The following is a 15859-nucleotide window of genomic DNA, read 5'->3' as shown; positions in this document are numbered from 1 at the left end:
ACTCGCCACGCAGGCACGGTTCCCGCCCGGCAGTGTTGCGGCCCGAGGAATCTGGTGCGGCACAGCAGCGCCTGATGAACGAGACTAGGGTGTGACCGAAATCCTGCATGACCCCGATTCCCGCGGCTTCGCAAGCGACAACTACGCCGGAGTCCACCCCGAGGTGCTCGAGGCGATCGGCGCCGCCAACGGCGGGCACCAGGTGTCTTACGGTGCCGACGTCTACACCGCGAGACTTCAGGAGGTGTTCGCCCGGCACTTCGGCGACGGCGTGCAGGTGTTCCCCGTCTTCAACGGCACCGGCGCCAACGTCATCGGCCTGCAGTCGATGCTGCCGCGCTGGGGAGCGGTGATCGCGGCGTCCACCGCCCACATCAACGTCGACGAGAACGGCGCCCCTGAGCGGGTCGGCGGAATGAAGCTGCTGACCGTGGATGCGCCTGACGGCAAGCTCACGCCAGAACTCATCGACCGCGAGGCGTGGGGCTGGGGCGACGAGCACCGCGCGCAGCCGCTTGTCGTGTCGATCACCCAGTCCACCGAGCTCGGCACCCTGTACACGGTCGACGAAGTCCGGGCGATCGCCGATCACGCCCACTCCCACGGCATGAAACTGCACATGGACGGCGCCCGGCTGTCGAACGCTGCAGCAGCGCTCGGCGTTCCGTTCCGGGACTTCACCACCGACGCGGGCGTCGACGTGCTCTCCTTCGGCGGCACCAAGAACGGGCTGCTGTTCGGTGAGGCGGTCGTCGTGCTCAACCCGGCGGCATCCGACGGTCTCATCTTCCTGCGCAAGCTGAACATGCAGCTCGCGTCGAAACTGCGCTTCGTCTCCGCGCAGCTCATCGCCCTGCTGGACGGGGACCTGTGGCTCCGCTCGGCTTCGCACGCCAATGCGATGGCCGGGCGGCTGCGGTCATCGCTCGACGAGCTCGTGGCGTCCGGCGCGGTGAGCGGCCTGAGTTTCAGCCAGCCCACCCAGTCCAACGCGGTGTTCGCCGTGCTGCCGACGGATGCGGCGAACCGGTTGCGCGAGACGTTCCACTTCTACGACTGGGACGCGTCGAAGAGCGAGGTCCGCTGGATGGCATCGTTCGATACGACAGAGGCCGACATCGACGCGTTCGTCGCCGGGATTCGCTCCGAACTTTCGGCCTGATCGCCTGTGCCCGGTTCCCGTCCCGCCGCTCGTTCTCGACCGAGGCCGTGAAACCGTTGTCGGTGTCGCCGTCGCCGTCGTCGTGATCCTCGCGACCCACGGCGTGAGGCAGCCGCGCGTGCGCTGAGCGCTCAGGCGCCGTGAATCTCGACCAGCCGGTCGAACAGGGCGTCCAGCTTCGGGTCGGCCGTCTGTCGTGTCGGGTCGGCGTCGTACCAGTCCACAATCTCATGCGCGCCCTCGGCGAAGACCGTGTGCTGGGCGAAGTCCGGAACGATCGCGGTGAGCTTGCTGTTGTCGAAAACCATCGTGTGGCTCTTGTCGCCGAGTAGCCCAGGACCGAGCTCGGGGACCGCCGCCGCGATCAGGTCGCTCGTCACGTGGGCGAGTACCGGCTCCACGCCGGCGGCAGTGCCCAGAGCTCGGTAGATCGCATCCCAGGTCGGTGCTTCATTCCCGGTGATGTGGAACGACTCTCCCAGCGCGGCCGGATGACCGAACAGGCCGACGAAACCGACAGCGAAGTCGCGGGTGTGCGTGATCGTCCACAGGGAGCTGCCGTCGCCGTGCACGACAACCGGCGCACCCCGTCGCATCCGGTCGATGTCGGTCCAGCCGCCGAGGGTGGGGACCGAGGTGCTGTCATACGTGTGCGACGGGCGCACGATCGTGACCGGGTAGCCGGTCTCGCGGTACTCGGTGACGAGCGCGTCCTCGCACGCGATCTTGTTGCGCGAGTACTCCCAGAACGGGTTGCGGAGCGGAGTCGACTCGGTGACCGGCAGTCGCGACGGCGGTGTCTGGTACGCCGAGGCCGAACTGATGAAAATGTACTGGCCGGTGCGGCCCCGAAAGGCGTCGAGGTGCAACTGGTTGGGGGTGAAGCTGAGGAAGTCGGCCACCACGTCGAACGAACGGCCGCCGACCGCGGCGGCGAGCGACTCCGGATCGCGGATGTCGGCTTCGCGCGTCTTGACACTGGACGGAACGCGCCGCCGAACTGATGACTCCTGTGCCGCCCAGAAAAAGGACACTCTTCGCGCTCATGGGGCCCATCCTCTCGCGAGTTGCCCGCTTTCAGGGGTGCGACGGCCGGATGACCCGCGAAACCGGGCAACTCGCGAACGTTACGTTGGGTTGCTCAGCGATTCGGCCACCAGGACCACTCGCCGTAACGTCGGAGTATGCCCGCATCCGCCCCCACTCTGGCCAACCTCTCGACGGAGACCCGACGCTTTCCGCCGCCGTCCGCGTTCACCGCGCAGGCCAACGTGAGCGCCGAGGACTGGGCGAGAGCGGACGCGGACCCTGTCGGTTTCTGGGCGGATGCCGCCAGGCGGCTCGACTGGGCTGAACCCTGGCACACGACGCACAGCTGGGAGCCGGTCACCGAGGGCCCTGACGGCGAACTCACCGTTCCGAAGTCCGAGTGGTTCGTCGGTGGCAAGCTCAACGTGGCCGTGAATTGCGTTGACCGGCACGTGACGGCGGGGAACGGCGACAGAATCGCTCTGCACTTCGAGGGCGAACCAGGCGACCGCCGATCGATCAGCTACGCCGAGCTGCAGCGGGAGGTGTCACAGGCGGCAAACGCACTGACCGAGCTGGGCATCCGCGCGGGCGACCGTGTGGTGATCTACCTGCCGGTGATCCCAGAGACCGTCATCGCAACGCTCGCGGTGGCGCGGATCGGCGCCATTCACTCGCTCGTCTTCGGCGGTTTCAGCGCTGACGCTCTGCGGTTCCGGGTGGAGGACACCCAGGCGAAGCTCCTGATCACCACCGACGGGCAGTACCGCCGGGGAACGGCCGTCGCTGTGAAGGACAACGCGGATGCCGCCGTGGCCGGTGTCGACAGCATCGAACACGTTCTCGTGGTGCGGCGCACGGGGAACGGCATTCCGCCGGTCGCGTGGACACCGGGCCGGGACGTCTGGTGGCACGACGTCGTCGGCGGGGCATCCGATCACCACGACCCGGAGGCGTTCGACGCGGAGACCCCGCTGTTCATCATCTACACCTCGGGTACGACCGGTAAGCCGAAGGGTCTGGTGCACACAGCGGGCGGCTACCTCACCCAGGCGTCGTGGAGCCACTGGGCGATCTTCGACGCGAAACCCGACGACGTGCACTGGTGCACCGCCGACCTCGCCTGGGTGACCGCGCACACCTACGAGATCTACGGCCCCCTGTCGAACGGGCTCACCCAGGTGATCTACGAGGGCACGCCGAACACACCGCACACCGCACGGCACTTCGAAATTCTCGAGCGGTACGGAGTGACCACCTATTACACGGCGCCGACGCTCATCCGCACGCTGATGACCTGGTTCCCCGACGGCGTGCCAAGCGGATACGATCTCTCGTCCATCCGCCTGCTCGGCACGGTCGGCGAGGCGATCAACCCTGAGGCATGGGTGTGGTTCCACACCCACCTCGGCCGCGGCGTCACCCCCATCGTCGACACCTGGTGGCAATCGGAGACCGGAGCCGCTGTGATGGCCCCCATGCCCGGTGTCTCCACCCTGAAGCCGGGTTCGGCGAACCGGGCGCTGCCTGGGCTGTCGACGCTCATCGTCGACGACGACGGCAACCCTGTGCCGTACGGGCAGGGCGGTTACCTCGTCGTCGACCGTCCAGGCCCTGCGCTGGCGCGTACGGTGTGGGGCGATCCTGAGCGGTATCGCGACTCCTACTGGGCGAGGTTCTGGAAACAGGGCTACTTCTTCTCAGGCGACGGCGCGAAGTGGGATGCCGACGGCGACATCTGGGTGCTCGGCCGGGTCGACGACGTCATCAACGTGTCCGGCCACCGGCTGTCGACGATCGAGATCGAGTCGTCGCTCGTCGCACATCCCGCTGTCGGGGAGGCCGGCGTCGTCGGGGTGGCTGATGCCCTCACCGGGCAGGCGATCGCGGCGTATGTGATCCCCGCCGCGCGTTCCACCGGTGCCGATGCGGAGCATCCTGACTACTGGGTGGGACTCGCCGGCGAGCTCACCGGACTGTTGCGGGCGCATGTCGCCCGGGAGATCGGTCCGATCGCTAAGCCCCGTGATGTCATCGTCGTTCCCGACCTGCCGAAGACCCGGTCGGGAAAGATCATGCGGCGGCTCCTCGGCGACATCTCCGACTCTCGACCGCTCGGCGACGTGACGAGCCTGCAGGATGACACGGTGCCTGCCCGGATCGAGGGCATCGTCCACGCATCCCGACGCGCGCGCTGAACGGGCGAGGGTGCCCTTCGACGCGGCCGTGAACGGCTGCGCTCAAGAACCAAGCCGTCGGCCACGCTTGGCCGACGAGTCGAGATCCCCCGCGTCCCGTTCTCCGCTGATCGAGTAGCGACCGAGCGAGCGAGGCCGCGACTCGAGATCAAACTCCGACCAGGGCTCTCGATACGCTCGTTCCTCGCTACTCGATTAACGAGGCGGTGGCAACGGCTTCGGTCGAAGAAAGCGCACCCCTAGGCTGGCCGGCATGCGATTCGGAACCTTCATCCCTCAGGGATGGCGCCATGACCTTGTTGGAATAGACCCCGCCGAGCAGTGGGAGGCGATGAGCAGCCTCGCTGCGCGTGCGGATGCCGGGCCTTGGGAGTCCATCTGGGTCTACGACCACTTCCATACCGTTCCCAAGCCGAGCGAAGAGGCGACCCACGAAGCCTGGACGCTGATGTCCGCTTTCGCCGCCACGACGAAGCGCGTGAGGCTGGGCCAGATGTGCACATGCATGAGCTACCGCAACCCCGCCTATCTCGCGAAGGTTGCCGCCACGATCGATGTCATTTCCGGTGGCCGGGTCGAGATGGGCATCGGCGGCGGCTGGTACGAGCATGAATGGCGCGCATACGGCTACGGCTTCCCCCGAGTCGGTGACCGGCTCGGCCGGCTCGACGAAGGCGTGCAGATCATGAAGCAGGCGTGGGAAACCGGTACCGCCACCCTTGACGGCAAGCACTACCAGGTCGACGGTGCCATCGTCCGCCCGCTGCCGCTGCAGGAGGGCGGCATCCCGTTCTGGATCGCCGGAGGAGGCGAGAAGGTGACGCTGCGCATCGCCGCGCAGTACGCCCAGTACACGAACTTCGACGGCTCACCGGACGGCTTCACGCACAAGAGCGAGATCCTCCGCGGCCACTGCGAGAAGGTCGGCCGGAACTTCGACGACATCGTGCGCAGCGCCAACTACAACGTCGTCATCGCCGATACCGAAGCCGAGGTCGCCGACCGCCTCGACGCCATCGAAGCTCGAATCACCCCGTATCTCGGCGAGAAGAAAACGGCTGAGTTCATGAACGAGTACCGCAGCGGCAAGGCGCTCGGTGTCGGAACACCTGAGCAGCTCATTGAACGCTTCAGCGGAATGAAGGAGCGCGGTCTGGGGTACCTGATCACGTACTTCCCCGAAGCAGCGTTCGACCGGTCCGGGATCGAGCTGTTCGAACGTGAGGTCATCCCGGCGCTCGCGTAACGGCACCCGTAACCGTGAATAGCCGACGAACAGGCGAAGACGGATGCCGCAATAAGATGAAAAGGCGAGGGTGTCGCGGAATATCCCGTGGCGCCTTTTGCTTGCATCTGAATGGGTCAAGGGCGACTCCGAATGACATCGCACAATCGGAGGAAGCCACATGACCGCTATCAACCGCACCGCCGTCACAAGCGAACCGATCCACGAGGTGCTCGCCGAGCGGTGGAGCCCGCGATCCTTCGACTCGGGCGTCGAGGTCCCCGCCGAGAAGATCACCGCAGCCCTCGAGGCCGCCCGCTGGTCGGCATCCGCCTCGAACACGCAGCCGTGGCGCTTCCTCGTCGCCCGGCGCGGCACGGCGGAGCACGCGACGATCGTCGAGAACCTGATCGGCTTCAACCAGTCGTGGGCGGCGTCCGCACACGTGCTCATCGTCAACCTCGCCGCCGTAACCTCCGACGACGGCACTCCGCAGCGCTGGGCCCAGTACGACCTCGGCCAGGCTGTCGCCAACCTCACGGTCCAGGCGCACCACGACGGCCTCCACGTGCACCAGATGGGCGGCATCGAAGTCGACGGCCTGCGCGCTGCGTTCGACATCGATCCGGCCCTCGAGCCGATCTCCGTCACTGCTCTCGGCGTGCTCGGCACCCCCGATGCACTGACCAGCGATGTACTGCGTGAGCGCGAGGTCGCTCCCCGCAGCCGGCGCCCCCTCGACGAGCTGGTGCTCCTCAGCGTCTGACTCTGCACCCGACAACGCACCCGGGCGCCCTGACGATGGGCCCGGGTGTGTGTGTCCTTCCCGGCGTTTTCAGCCGCCGCCGTGCTTTCTGCGGTCTCCCCCGCCGCGGTGCCGACGAGCTCGATCGCCGCATACGCGAAGACGACGCCCTGCTCAACGACGACAGCGGGCAACAGCCCCTGCGGGAAGGGTACGCCGCAAGGGAACCGCACACGAGAAACGGGCGGATACCGAAGCATCCGCCCGTTTCGAAGAGCTCGTTACACCGGCACCGGAACGGAACCGACCGTCAGCGCGTCGGCGACCGGGTCAAGGTCGACCCGCACCGTGTTGCCGTCGCGCACGGAGCCGTCGAGTATCGCCGTCGCCAACCGGTCGTCGATCTCGTTCTGCATGAGCCGACGCAACGGGCGCGCGCCGTAGATCGGGTCGTATCCGCGTTCGGCGAGCCAGCTTCTGGCATCCGGCGTCACCGCGAGTTCAAGCCGCCGCTCCTGCAGCCGGCGCTGCAGCCTGTCGATGTACAGTTCGACGATCTGGCTGAGGTCCTCCTCGGTGAGGGCGGAGAACACGACGATGCCGTCGAGCCGGTTCACGAACTCTGGTTTGAACGCTTGGCGCACAAGGTTCTGCACCGCCTCTTCCTTCTCCGGCCACGACATCGACGGGTCCACGAGGAAGTGCGAACCCAGGTTGGAGGTGAGAATGAGGATGGTGTTCCGGAAATCCACCGTCCGGCCCTGCCCGTCGGTGAGCCTGCCGTCGTCGAGCACCTGCAGCAGTACGTCGAACACCTCCGGGTGCGCCTTCTCGATCTCATCGAAAAGCACGACAGAGTACGGCCGGCGACGCACCGCCTCGGTCAGCTGTCCTCCCTGCTCATACCCGACATAACCGGGAGGGGCGCCGACGAGCCGTGAGACCGAGAACTTCTCTCCGTACTCGGACATGTCGATCCGCACCATGGCTTTCTCGTCGTCGAAGAGGAATTCGGCGAGCGCCCTGGCCAGCTCCGTCTTACCGACACCGGTCGGACCCAGGAACAGGAACGAACCCGTCGGGCGGTTGGGGTCGGAGATCCCGGCCCGCGTGCGCCGAACGGCATCCGACACTGCCTTCACAGCCGGCTTCTGCCCGACCAGTCGCTTGCCAAGTTCCGTCTCGAGGTGGAGCAGCTTCTCGGTTTCACCCTGCAGCAGACGCCCGACGGGGATGCCGGTCCACGCGGCGATCACGGCGGCGATGTCGTCAGCGGTGACCTGGTCGTTGACCATGAGGGGCTCGTCGCTCTCCACCCGTTCCGCCTCCTTGATCTCCTTCTCGATGGCGGGAATGACTTCGTATTCAAGCCGTGACGTCTCCTGGTAATCCGCCTCGCGGAGCGCCCGGTCCCGCCGCGATTTCATCTCGTCGAGCTGGGTCTTGAGGTCACCGACCCGGTTGAGGTTGGCACGTTCCTTGTCCCAGCGCGCCTTCAATTCGTCGAGTGACGCCTGCCGCTCCGCCATGTCTTCCCGGAGTTTCGCGAGGCGCTCCTTGGAGGCGTCGTCCTTCTCCTTCTTCAAAGCGAGCTCCTCGAGCTTGAGCCGGTTAACGCTGCGCTGCAGTTCGTCGACCTCGACCGGGGATGAGTCGATCTCCATCCGCAGCCGGGACGCGGCCTCGTCGATGAGGTCGATCGCCTTGTCCGGCAGTTGCCGTGCCGGGATGTAGCGGTTGGAGAGCGATGCCGCCGCGACGAGCGCTGAGTCAGCGATCGTCACCTTGTGATGTGCCTCGTAGCGCTCCTTGAGCCCGCGGAGGATGGCGACGGTGTCCTCGACACTGGGCTCCCCCACGTAGACCTGCTGGAACCGGCGCTCCATGGCGGCATCCTTCTCGATGTACTCGCGGTACTCGTTGAGCGTGGTGGCGCCGATCATGCGCAACTCGCCGCGGGCAAGCATGGGCTTGAGCATGTTGGCTGCGGCGACAGATCCTTCGCCGGCGCCTGCCCCCATCAGGGTGTGCAACTCGTCGATGAAGGTGATGATCTTGCCCTCGGCGTCGTTGATCTCCTGGAGCACGGCCTTGAGCCGTTCCTCGAATTCACCGCGGTACTTTGCGCCGGCCACGAGAGCAGCGAGGTCGAGGGAAACGATCTCCTTGTTCTTCAGCGACTCGGCGACATCACCCTCGACGATGCGCTGGGCGAGGCCTTCGACCACGGCGGTCTTACCGACGCCCGGTTCACCGATGAGCACCGGGTTGTTCTTGGTGCGGCGGGTCAGAACCTGGCTGACCCGGCGAATCTCGGCGTCCCGCCCGATGACCGGGTCAAGTTTGCCGGAGCGGGCGATCTCTGTGAGGTTCATCCCGTACAGTTCGAGGGCGCTTTTCTGCTCTTCCTGCGAGTTCGAACCGGGTTGCATGAGTCTCCTTCAAAGTTGAGTCGTACGGACTCAAGTTTACCGCGTCGAATAGATCCGGCGCTACTGGTTCGATTCTCTAGGCTGGGAGAACCCGTCAATCCTCAGCGAGAATCGAGCACGCATGCTTTCGGCCGACGTCATTGTGATCGGGCTGGGCTCCATGGGCGGTGCCGCGGCGAACGCCCTTGCCCAGCGCGGACTGAGCGTGCTCGGGTTCGAGCGTTTCTGGCCGTCTCACGACCGCGGTTCGGCGCACGGCGGCACCCGAATCATCCGCCAGTCTTATTACGAAGGTGTCGATTACGTCCCGCTCCTGCTCCGCGCCTATGAAGGTTGGCGGCGGCTCGAAGAACAATCGGAGCAAAAACTCGTCACTCTCACGGGCGGCATCTACATCGGCGACCCGGACGAAGAGACGTTCACCGGCGCCCTGCGCTCGGCTCGCCAGTGGAACCTGCCTCATGAGGTGCTGTCCAGTGCCGAGATCACGGCACGGTTCCCAGCAATGCGCCCGGCTGGCCACGTTATGGGTCTGTATGAGGCGAACGCCGGCTTCGTGAATCCGGAACGAACCACGGCAGCGAACATCCAGGTCGCCACCCAGCATGGCGCTCGACTGCACTTCGGTGAGGCGGTGCGCTCCTGGACGGCCACCAGCGGCGGTGGAGTCGAGGTGGTGACCGACCATGGAACGTACGGGGCCGACCGACTGGTGATCGCACCAGGCGCCTGGTCGGCGCAGTTGCTTGGAGAGGTCGGTGCGTCGGTGACGTCCGAACGGCAGGTCATGTACTGGTTCGAGCCCGGGTACTCACCGGGCCGGCCGACCTTCGAGGACTATGCGGCCGGCAGGCAGCCGGTGTTCATCGAGCGCACTGACGGCAACGACCAGGTCTACGGTTTTCCTATTGCGGATGGGTCGGGTGGAGGCATCAAGATCGGCTTCTTCCACGAGGATCGACCGACGAACCCTGATGCCATCGATCGGGTGGTGCTCCCGTTCGAGGTGGCGAGGATGCAGTCGAGGGCGCTCGAGCTGTTTCCCCATCTCACCGGCCGCCTGATCGACGCGAAGACCTGCCTGTACCCGAGCGCTCCTGACGATCACTTCATGATCGGGCTGCATCCCGAGCACTCGCAGGTGACCGTTGCCACCGGGTTCGGGGGGCACGGCTTCAAGTTCGTTCCCGTTGTGGGCGAAATTGCCGCAGACCTGTCGACCAGGGGCCGCACAGATTTCGCGATCGACCTCTTCTCACTGGGCCGACCTGCCCTGCACGTCTGATTCGAGGCGGCCCCGCCCAAGAAAGTGCAACGGCAAGTCAGCTGAGTCCTCGGCGGGGCATCGGAGGAGGTCGGCTGACTCGCCGTCGCAACTCTTGCATTATGGCCTTGCTGGAGGCAGTGGTGGGGGAACCACGCCGGTGTCGTCGTCCAGAGATGCGTCGTCAGCGCCTGAGGCACCCCGGCCTGCCACGGCGGCGTGCCCACTGGGGCGCTACGACGTAGCTGCTCGCTCCCGGTAGCTGAACGACGCACCTCGATGTTCCTCAGGGAGGCGGTCGCCGCGGCCATGCAGCTTGTTGCGGAAGCTGCCTGGTGCGTAGTCGGTCGGGTACGCACCCCGAGCCTGAAGTTCAGGGATGACGAACTCGACGATGTCCTCGAACGATCCCGGTGTGATCGCGTAGGCCAGGTTGAAGCCGTCGACGTCGGTTTCGTCCACCCACGACTGGAGCTGGTCGGCCACCTCGCTGCCGGAGCCCACGATCCGGGTGCCCAGCCCGCCGATGCCAGCCCACGACGCGATGTCCCGAACCGTCCACTCGCTGCCGTCTTCGGAAGCCGACTGGAAGTTTGCGACCGTGGACTGGATCGCGTTGCTCTTCACGTCCCCGATCGGAGCGTCGAGGTCGTACTGCGACAGGTCGATCCCCATCCAGCCGGACATGAACACGAGCGCGCCTTCGGTGCTCGCATACTGCTGGTAGTCCTCGTGTTTGGCTTGCGCCTTCTCCGGGGTCTCGTCGGTGATGACCGTCACCAGCTGGTAGATCTTCGCAGCGTAACGGTCACGGCCTGCCGCCTCGAGGGCATCCCGGATCTTCGCCACGGTGTTCTTGAGGATCGCTTTCGTCGGGGAGCCGACGAAGATCGCCTCGGCGTTCTCGGCGGCGAAGGTGACACCGCGGCCTGAGGCTCCGGCCTGGAAGATGACCGGGGTGCGCTGCGGCGACGGTTCAGAGAGGTGGATGCCGGGAACGGTGAAGTTCTTGCCCGCGTGAGCGATCTCGTGCACCTTGGCGGGGTCCGTGAAGACGCCGGACTCGCGGTCCCGCACGACGGCGTCGTCCTCCCAGGAACCCTCCCACAGCTTGTAGAGCACCTCGAGGTACTCATCGGCGATGTTGTAGCGCTCGTCGTGTTCGATCTGGTCGTCGTGGCCCATGTTGCGTGCGGCGCTCGGGAGGTAGCCGGTGACGACATTCCAGCCGATCCGGCCTTTGGTGAGGTGGTCGAGGGTCGAGAGCCGCCGCGCGAACGGGTACGGGTGCTCGTATGCGGTGCCGGCGGTGATGCCGAACCCGAGGTTCTCGGTCACCGCAGCCATCGCCGACACCAGAAGCAGCGGGTCGCTGACCGGCACCTGTGCGCCATTGCGGAGTGCGGCATCATGGTTGCCGCCATACACGTCATAGGTGCCGAGCACGTCGGCGATGAAAAGACCGTCGAACTTGCCTCGCTCGAGCAGCTTCGCGAGCTCGGTCCAGTAGCTGAGGTCGGTGTAACGGTGCGACTGGTCGTCCGGGTGACGCCAGAGCCCTGGCGACTGGTGGGCGACGCAGTTCATGTCGAAGGCGTTGAAGCGAATGTGGCGAGGCATGATCCCATGGTGCGGGTTCGCTCCCGGGGTTGCGACTGCAATCGCAACACGGCGTCACATAGCGACGTCCGTCTCAGCGCTGTGCGGATTGCCCGGCGAGCACGCGTTCGTAAACGTCCACCATGCGGGCGGTCTGGTGACTCTGCCGGAAGGTCGAACTTGTCTGCGGCTCCACGACGAGCTCCGAACCGGATGCCATGTCGGCGGCGACCAGACGAAGCGTCTCGGCGAGCGCCTGCACGCTCCCGTCAGCGGGCTGCCAGTAGATCCCGTCCGGCAGCTCACCGGCGATGTTCGGGTCGCTCACGATCGAGGGGGTCCCCAGCGCGGCCGCCTCGAAGACGGTCATCCCCTGGGTTTCGAATCCGATCGACGTCTGCACCAGGGCGTCTGCAGTCGCGATGGCGGCAAGGGCCTCGGGGTATGGCACCTTGCCTGCGAAGTGCACCCGGTCGCCGAGTTCGTGCTCACGCACGAAGGCCCTGGCCCTGGAGAGCAGGAGGCCGGCACCGTAGAGCCGGAAGTCGGCATCCACGTCCGCAATGCGGATGGCATCGAGATATTCGAGCACCCGTTTCTCGGAACTCATTCTTCCCATCCAGACGAACAGGGGCCGTCGTGCCGAGCGGGGTTCGGCGCCCAGCAGCACCTGTTCGACGACGGAATCGTCGGCGCCGGTGAGGATCACCTCCACGTCGGACGCCGCACCCTTTCGTTCCAACAGCGCCGCGAAGTGGCTGCTCGGCGCCGTGCAGATATCCGCTCGCAGGGCCAGCTCGTTCAGATACGCCCACGCGCTCGGCGCGAGAGGAGACAGAGCAGGCTTGAGCAGCCGGTGTTGCCACCACAACAAACCGCGAACGGCAAGCTCGGGGACCGGCACGACCCGCTCGATGCCGAACTCCATGTGGTTGTGGAACGTGTGCACTACCCGGATGCCGTGCCGCGCTGCATACCGGTAGCCCAGCATCGCACCCCAGAAGTCGGCTTGCACGTGCACGACATCGACCGGGGGCCGTGAGGCAAGCGCTGCGTCGATGAACCGGTCTGTGCGCCGACTGACAAGCGTCATCGAATACTCACGGTCACGCGTGATGGGGACGGACGGCGTGTCGATGTAACCGGGGTCACCGGCATGCGCCCGGTGCATCCTCGGGGCGCACACGGTGACCGTGTGCCCCGCCTGCTCGAGGAACTGTTTCTGCAGCCTGAGAGAGACCTGCACGCCGCCGAGGGAGTCTGCGTGCTGGTCGCTGAACATCAGTATGTGCATGGTGCCATTAGGCTATCCAACTCAGGAAGCGCCCTTCGACTCGGCCGCACACGGTCCGCTCGTAGGATTGAGCTTGTCGAAATCAGGAACCACCGATGCCCTCGACCTCTTCCAGCGCCTCGAGCAACGATCCCTGCGCGAACCCGAACCAGTCGTAGAGGCTCTCGACGTATTCGGCATCCGGGCTTTCGACCGCACCTTCGTCTGAAACGGTCGCGATGCCGAGGCTCGTTGCGAGGACGAGGCGCAGGTCCGTCAGTGTGCCGAGCCAGTACATCGCATGCTCCCGGTCGAGCTGCACCAGCCGGACTTCGCCGTCTGGCGTGCGTCGGGACTGTGCGACGTGAAAGGAGGCGAGCACTCCCCTGGCGTTCTCCACCTTGCGGTCGATCAGATCGTCGAGGGTGAACCGACGGAACTCGTCGGCCGCATCCGGATCGTCCGTGTAGGCGTCCGGGAACAATCGCGCCAGGACGCTCGGCTCGACGTCGGCTTCACCGTCCTTGACCCGTACGAGCAGACCGATGATCTGCTGCACCAGGTCGATGAACAGCGCGACCTCCTGGGTCTCGAATTCGGCGGAAAGGTCACCAGCCGGTGTCGGGTCGAACGCCCTCATTCCGGCACCTTCGCAAGCGTCGACAACAGCCCGAACCCGTGCATCGCGACCACGTGCCGCTCCATCTCTTCCCGGGAACCCGTCGCGACAACGGCGCTGCCCGCGTTGTGAACCTGAAGCATCAGCTCATCGGCGCGGGCACTGCTGAAGCCGAAGTAGCTGCGGAACACCCAGGAGACATAGGTCATGAGATTGACCGGGTCGTCCCACACCACGGTGTTCCAGGGCGTACCGAGTGTGAGGGACTCGGCGAGGTCCAGGCGGTCGTCTAGTTGTGGCACTGTCCAAGCTTGACACTCCAACGCGTCAATGCAATCTCCGGCCACGCCCTTGACATCCAGTCGCTCAGGGCCGATCGGATGGCACGCGGGTCCTCGCGGGTGAGGCAGGGAGGCGGATTCACAGGGACCGGTGCTGGTTCGCCCCGCTAGTGTCGGGGTTATCGGCGAACGGCGCCGCGAGCTGTCTGGCTGTGGAGGTTCGATATGTTGAAGTTGGGTGTGAAGGCGTCGGCGGAGCAGTTCGGACCGCGAGATCTCGTTGAACTCGGCGTCATGGCCGAGGAACGCGGCTTCGACAGCGTCACCGTGAGCGATCATTTCCAGCCGTGGCGGCACAACGGCGGCCACGCGCCCTTCTCCCTGGCATGGATGACCGCGGTCGGTGAGCGCACCGAACGCATTCAGATCGGCACCTCGGTGATGACGCCGACCTTCCGGTACAACCCGGCTGTGGTCGCCCAGGCGTTCGCCACGATGGGGTGCCTGTACCCGGGGCGGATCTTTCTCGGTGTCGGCACCGGTGAGGCTCTCAACGAGATCGCCACCGGTTACCAGGGCGAATGGCCCGAATTCAAGGAGCGTTTCGGTCGGCTGCGTGAAGCCGTCGACCTCATGCGCCAGCTCTGGGCAGGCGACCGCGTCAGCTTCGACGGTCAGTACTACTCGACCAGGGGTGCGTCGATCTACGATGTGCCGACCGGGGGCCTTCCCGTCTACGTCGCGGCGGGCGGACCGGTCGTAGCCCGTTACGCCGGCCGCGCCGGCGACGGCTTCATCTGCACGTCCGGTAAAGGTATGGAGCTGTACACCGACGAGCTGCTCCCCGCCGTCGCCGAGGGTGCGGCCAAGGCCGGGCGCGACGTCGACGCAATCGACAAGATGATCGAGATCAAGATTTCGTATGACACCGACCGAGACGTCGCACTCGAAAATACCCGGTTCTGGGCGCCGCTCTCGCTCACCCCGGAGCAGAAACACTCGATCGACGACCCGATCGAGATGGAGGCGGCCGCCGATGCGCTGCCGATCGAGCAGGTCGCCAAACGCTGGATCGTGTCCAACGACCCGGACGAGGCCGTGTCGCTGATCAAGCCGTATATCGACGCGGGCCTCAACCACCTCGTCTTCCACGGGCCCGGTCACAACCAGAAACGGTTCCTCGATCTCTTCGCCGGGGACATCGCACCGCGGCTCCGCGAGCTGGGGTGAACCCATGACCGTGAGAACGAGCGCACTGACCCGGATGCTTCTCGCCCCGAACGCCGGTCCGATGACCCTCGACGGCACCAACAGTTACCTGATCGGCGAACCCGGTTCGGGATCGATCGTTGTGGTAGACCCAGGCCCGCCCGACCCAGCGCATCTGGAGGCGCTGTCGGCAGCGGCACCGGTCGATCTCATCCTCGTCACCCACCGACACGACGACCACACGGGGGGTAGCGCAGAACTGGCCAGCCTCACCGGCGCACCGGTGCGGGCCATGGACCCGGCATTCTGCATCGGAGGCGAGCCCCTGACCGACGGGGAGCTCGTTTCAGCGGCGGGTGTCAGCATCCGTGTCGTCGCCACGCCAGGGCACACAGCGGACTCGGCCTGCTTCGTTCTCCCTGACGACGGAGCACGCGGCGCGATCCTCACCGGCGACACGCTCCTCGGCCGTGGCACGACGGTGATCGCCACTCCGGACGGCAGCCTCGCCGACTATCTGACCTCGCTGCGGGCACTCCGCGACCTCGGTTCGCTCACCGTGCTGCCTGCGCACGGTCCCATCCTGCCGGATCTCGCGTCGACCTGCGATGCCTATCTCGCCCACCGGCATCAGCGGCTCAACGAGGTGCGCGCCGCGATGCGATCCCTGGGACCGGATGCCAGTATCACCGCGGTAACGGATGTCGTGTACTCCCACATCGACCCGGCCGTCCGCTTCGCCGCCGAGCACTCCGTCAAAGCACAGCTCGCCTACCTCAACGGCGCCGACCGAGGCGACGAATGAACGCGGGAACAATTCTGG

At 65.9% G+C, this 15859-nt stretch carries 13 protein-coding genes; 7 read left to right on the top strand and 6 right to left on the bottom strand.

Annotation, left to right across the window (positions count from 1 at the left end; genetic code table 11):
- Positions 1-91: 91 nt before the first annotated feature.
- On the top strand, positions 92-1162 hold the full coding sequence (locus tag JWP90_RS10630; protein ID WP_297363654.1) for a low specificity L-threonine aldolase: 1071 nt from the start codon (positions 92-94) through the stop codon (positions 1160-1162).
- 131 nt (positions 1163-1293) lie between these two features.
- Here the strand turns inward: JWP90_RS10630 and JWP90_RS10625 are convergent, their stop codons facing one another.
- Positions 1294-2196 carry an NAD-dependent epimerase/dehydratase family protein gene (locus JWP90_RS10625; protein WP_297363652.1) on the bottom strand — a complete coding sequence of 301 codons (903 nt, stop codon included), beginning with the start codon at positions 2194-2196 and terminating at the stop codon, positions 1294-1296.
- Between the two features lie 150 nt (positions 2197-2346).
- On the opposite strand from JWP90_RS10625, the gene acs reads away from it, so the two are divergent.
- The 3 genes from acs (at position 2347) to JWP90_RS10610 (ending at position 6380) form a co-directional block, all read left to right on the top strand.
- Entirely contained in the window at positions 2347-4389 is a 2043-nt protein-coding gene (gene acs / locus JWP90_RS10620; RefSeq protein WP_297363649.1) for an acetate--CoA ligase, read from the top strand.
- 253 nt (positions 4390-4642) lie between these two features.
- Positions 4643-5635, top strand: coding sequence for an LLM class F420-dependent oxidoreductase (locus JWP90_RS10615; protein ID WP_297363646.1), 993 nt, complete (start codon positions 4643-4645; stop codon positions 5633-5635).
- A 160-nt stretch (positions 5636-5795) separates the two neighbouring features.
- Complete coding sequence (locus JWP90_RS10610) at positions 5796-6380, top strand: nitroreductase family protein (RefSeq protein WP_297363644.1); 585 nt, start codon at positions 5796-5798, stop codon at positions 6378-6380.
- 260 nt (positions 6381-6640) lie between these two features.
- Here JWP90_RS10610 and JWP90_RS10605 read toward each other — a convergent pair whose 3' ends face one another.
- Entirely contained in the window at positions 6641-8791 is a 2151-nt protein-coding gene (locus JWP90_RS10605) for an AAA family ATPase (protein ID WP_297363641.1), read from the bottom strand.
- 121 nt (positions 8792-8912) lie between these two features.
- Between JWP90_RS10605 and solA the strand changes: the two genes are divergently transcribed.
- Positions 8913-10076, top strand: a complete 1164-nt coding sequence (gene solA, locus JWP90_RS10600) for an N-methyl-L-tryptophan oxidase (RefSeq protein WP_297363637.1) — start codon at positions 8913-8915, stop codon at positions 10074-10076.
- Positions 10077-10289: 213 nt separating this feature from the next.
- Here the strand turns inward: solA and JWP90_RS10595 are convergent, their stop codons facing one another.
- The 4 genes from JWP90_RS10595 to clpS form a co-directional block, all read right to left on the bottom strand.
- On the bottom strand, positions 10290-11675 hold the full coding sequence (locus tag JWP90_RS10595) for an LLM class flavin-dependent oxidoreductase (protein ID WP_297363634.1): 1386 nt from the start codon (positions 11673-11675) through the stop codon (positions 10290-10292).
- Between the two features lie 73 nt (positions 11676-11748).
- The gene (locus JWP90_RS10590) at positions 11749-12948 is read right to left on the bottom strand and encodes a glycosyltransferase (RefSeq protein WP_297363631.1); all 1200 of its coding nucleotides are present in this window, start codon (positions 12946-12948) and stop codon (positions 11749-11751) included.
- A gap of 82 nt (positions 12949-13030) precedes the next feature.
- Complete coding sequence (locus tag JWP90_RS10585; RefSeq protein ID WP_297363627.1) at positions 13031-13567, bottom strand: DUF2017 family protein; 537 nt, start codon at positions 13565-13567, stop codon at positions 13031-13033.
- Positions 13564-13848: an ATP-dependent Clp protease adapter ClpS gene (gene clpS / locus JWP90_RS10580; protein WP_297363624.1), complete on the bottom strand. Its 285-nt coding sequence runs from the start codon at positions 13846-13848 to the stop codon at positions 13564-13566. The genes JWP90_RS10585 and clpS overlap by 4 nt, the downstream gene beginning before the upstream one ends.
- Before the next feature lie 204 nt (positions 13849-14052).
- On the opposite strand from clpS, the gene fgd reads away from it, so the two are divergent.
- Together fgd and JWP90_RS10570 are read left to right on the top strand one after the other, a co-directional pair.
- Positions 14053-15057, top strand: a complete 1005-nt coding sequence (gene fgd / locus JWP90_RS10575) for a glucose-6-phosphate dehydrogenase (coenzyme-F420) (RefSeq protein WP_297363621.1) — start codon at positions 14053-14055, stop codon at positions 15055-15057.
- Between the two features lie 4 nt (positions 15058-15061).
- Positions 15062-15841, top strand: a complete 780-nt coding sequence (locus tag JWP90_RS10570; protein WP_297363618.1) for an MBL fold metallo-hydrolase — start codon at positions 15062-15064, stop codon at positions 15839-15841.
- Positions 15842-15859: the final 18 nt, after the last annotated feature.

Source organism: Mycetocola sp., assembly GCF_025464835.1.
GTDB lineage: Bacteria > Actinomycetota > Actinomycetes > Actinomycetales > Microbacteriaceae > Mycetocola_A.
The sequence above is the reverse complement of the archived record's forward strand: the minus strand, read 5'-3'. Positions and strand labels throughout refer to the sequence as shown.

Bases quoted from the DNA above. Each gene is read 5' to 3' on its own strand.
- acs (WP_297363649.1), top strand. From the start codon at position 2,347: ATGCCCGCATCCGCCCCCACTCTGGCCAACCTCTCGACGGAGACCCGA.
- JWP90_RS10615 (WP_297363646.1), top strand. From the start codon at position 4,643: ATGCGATTCGGAACCTTCATCCCTCAGGGATGGCGCCATGACCTTGTT.
- JWP90_RS10610 (WP_297363644.1), top strand. From the start codon at position 5,796: ATGACCGCTATCAACCGCACCGCCGTCACAAGCGAACCGATCCACGAG.
- JWP90_RS10605 (WP_297363641.1), bottom strand. From the start codon at position 8,791: ATGCAACCCGGTTCGAACTCGCAGGAAGAGCAGAAAAGCGCCCTCGAA.
- solA (WP_297363637.1), top strand. From the start codon at position 8,913: ATGCTTTCGGCCGACGTCATTGTGATCGGGCTGGGCTCCATGGGCGGT.
- JWP90_RS10595 (WP_297363634.1), bottom strand. From the start codon at position 11,675: ATGCCTCGCCACATTCGCTTCAACGCCTTCGACATGAACTGCGTCGCC.
- JWP90_RS10590 (WP_297363631.1), bottom strand. From the start codon at position 12,948: ATGCACATACTGATGTTCAGCGACCAGCACGCAGACTCCCTCGGCGGC.
- JWP90_RS10585 (WP_297363627.1), bottom strand. From the start codon at position 13,567: ATGAGGGCGTTCGACCCGACACCGGCTGGTGACCTTTCCGCCGAATTC.
- fgd (WP_297363621.1), top strand. From the start codon at position 14,053: ATGTTGAAGTTGGGTGTGAAGGCGTCGGCGGAGCAGTTCGGACCGCGA.
- JWP90_RS10570 (WP_297363618.1), top strand. From the start codon at position 15,062: ATGACCGTGAGAACGAGCGCACTGACCCGGATGCTTCTCGCCCCGAAC.